Annotated in this window: 3 protein-coding genes and 1 pseudogene; 2 read left to right on the top strand and 2 right to left on the bottom strand. The window is 46.8% G+C overall.

Annotated elements, in window-relative coordinates:
• Together ACYPZI_RS15820 and ACYPZI_RS15815 are read left to right on the top strand one after the other, a co-directional pair.
• Positions 1-240 (top strand): hypothetical protein (locus ACYPZI_RS15820; protein WP_459603318.1); only part of this gene is annotated, 240 nt, incomplete at its 5' end.
• Between the two features lie 27 nt (positions 241-267).
• A complete protein-coding gene (locus ACYPZI_RS15815) occupies positions 268-636 on the top strand; it encodes a hypothetical protein (protein ID WP_459603316.1) in 369 nt (122 codons plus the stop codon).
• A gap of 349 nt (positions 637-985) precedes the next feature.
• On the opposite strand, the gene ACYPZI_RS15810 is transcribed toward ACYPZI_RS15815, so the two are convergent.
• Positions 986-1756, bottom strand: a complete 771-nt coding sequence (locus ACYPZI_RS15810; RefSeq protein WP_459603314.1) for a ParA family protein — start codon at positions 1754-1756, stop codon at positions 986-988.
• 5 nt (positions 1757-1761) lie between these two features.
• Positions 1762-2493: pseudogene (locus tag ACYPZI_RS15805) on the bottom strand (hypothetical protein); the annotation flags it as partial.

The following is a 2493-nucleotide window of genomic DNA, read 5'->3' as shown; positions in this document are numbered from 1 at the left end:
ACAGAAAATGTTTCTAGAGCTGTAAGCAAGTCTAAAACAACAACTACAATTGGAGACAAATTCTCAAAAACGACAAAAACAGTTCCTGGAAAAGGAGGCGGGCAATCTAGAGCAGAGTATGTTGTTATTAAAAATCAAGATGGAAAAACCATAAGAACTTACAAAGATTCTTATGATAGGGCAAATACATTTCAACATCGTAAACCTTTACGAGGTGGCCCAGAAGGTCGACCACAGTAAATTATTGTAATATTTATAAATATAAAAATGAAGCTATCTACAATAAATAATTGGCTATGTGGAAACATTTCTTCGGTAGAAATAAAAGCTATGTTGGAGCCAATTCTAAAAGAACATCAAAAGAAATTGAAAACCAAAGGAACCTCAATTCCTTTATTCTTGACAGAAGATATACACTTAGTGTTTGGAAATTTAGAGTTTAATTTTTTATGTAATTCTTTTTTAATGAATGATATAAACGAATTAGAATTATCTTATATTGCAGAATTATTATTGTTATCATCCTCTGTGTATATAGAAAATGAAGATATCGAAGAAAGATTAGAGTTTCTATGTGACTATGATATTTATGGGAAATTTTCTAAAGAAGATGTGAGGCGATTATTAAAATTATAACAGAGAATTACCTCGTCTCTCGGGATATATATTATCCCCCTGCTCGCGCAGACGTCCCGTCTGAGTGTTGCGCAGCAATAATTATAATCCTGCCGGTATCATCATCGGCAGGGTTATTTATCTTATATATGGTTAGTTTGCCAGAAAAAGTGATAAAAGAAAGAATGAAAAAGTTGTTACTGCAAGCACGCGCATACATATATTTATAAACTTTTTCAGGTTCTCTGCCTTGGCCCTGCGCATTCCGCTGCCTGTTATAATGGGTCCGGTCGAAGGCGGCCAGTGAGCTTTTTAAAGGCGGTTACCCGAAGGTATCCACACAGCATATGGCAGGCATCATCCGTCAAAGCTAACCTTTGTCCGCCCTTTCCAGTATCTCGGCGGCCAGCCGCATATAATCCTGGGCGCCTGTGGAACCGGCATCATAGGTAATCATGGGCTTTGCAAAGCGCTGTGATTCGCTCAGCCTGGAACTGCGCCGGATTACCGTTTCAAATACCAGCTCCCTGAAATGATCCAGTACGGCCTGGCGTATCGCCTGTGACTGGCGCATACGCGCATCGAACATGGTGATCAGGAAACCTTCGATCTCCAGGCCCGGATTCAGCCTGTTCCTGATTATCTTAACCGTATTCAGCAACTGGGTCATGCCCGACAAGGCAAAGTATTCGCATTGAAGGGGTATGATCACCGTATCGGCGGCCGTCAGCGCGTTGACCGTTATCAAACCCAGCGACGGGGAGCAGTCCAGAAAGATATAGTCGTATCCGTCCCGGAGCGGGTGCAACAGTTCCTGCATCCGCTTTTCCCGTTCATTGGTACGCAGCAGTTCCCGTTCGGCTACAACCAGGCTGGGATGCGAAGGCAGGACGTAAAGGTTTTCGGTATCCGTGGCAACGACCGCCTCTTGCGTGGTAGCTGTCCCTGCCAGGCAGTCGTAAAGCGACTTGCTCACGCTGCGGATGTCTATGCCCAGGCCCAGGCACGCGTTTGCCTGGGGATCGGTGTCCACGACCAGCGCTTTCTTCCCCAGGGCGCACAGCGAAGCGGCCAGGTTAATAACCGTAGTGGTTTTACCCACGCCGCCTTTCTTATTTACCACTGCAATCGTTGTTCCCATAAGGCTTATGATTCGGGGGTATCCGGTGTATAATGGTTCCCGGGGATTTCTCCGGTATCATGGACAGTAACAAGGCGGTTGTCACAGGCCAGGTAATGCCTCACAATATCCTTAAGCCGGGCCGAATAATTATACAGGCCGTCAAGGGAGCCTATATCGTTCCGGGTTTCCGTTTTATCAGGGCCGTATGTCATGATATATTTATTACCGCCGTTAAAATATAACCGGCAGACCGGCTGCCGGTCGTCGTCATCGAGCAGTACGGCGAAATAATTGATGGCATCCCTGTACACGATACGCCCGGCATCCACAACCTCCCCCAGTATCGCGCGGACAATCAGGAAGCCTTCCGTTTCTTCTTTTGTGGCTATGATCTTATCATTCAGCGACAGCAGCGATTCTTCCGCATGTTCCTGTTCCTGCTCCCGGCCGCCGGATTCCGTTGACAGGACTGTTTTGAACCGTTCCAGAACCATATCGCTCATAAAGCCCGATATGGCAGTATCCAGGTATCCGGTAAACTGGCGCAGTATTTCAGGGGTGATGATCCCGCCATAGACCCGGCGGGCGAACAGCAGCGCCAGCTCGGGGGTCGGGCTGGCAAACTCCTGCCGGACAAGGCTTCTTAGCTCCCTGGTATATTTCATTTCGTAGGCTACATCCCGGACATTGCCGATATCGAAATTTGACCTGTGGAATTTGCTCAGGTCATCTATCGCGGAAGGTTCAAGCGCCGA

This window comes from Dysgonomonas reticulitermitis (genome assembly GCF_054601275.1).
This window is presented reverse-complemented; position numbering and strand designations above follow the sequence as displayed.

Bases quoted from the DNA above. Each gene is read 5' to 3' on its own strand.
- ACYPZI_RS15815 (WP_459603316.1), top strand. From the start codon at position 268: ATGAAGCTATCTACAATAAATAATTGGCTATGTGGAAACATTTCTTCG.
- ACYPZI_RS15810 (WP_459603314.1), bottom strand. From the start codon at position 1,756: ATGGGAACAACGATTGCAGTGGTAAATAAGAAAGGCGGCGTGGGTAAA.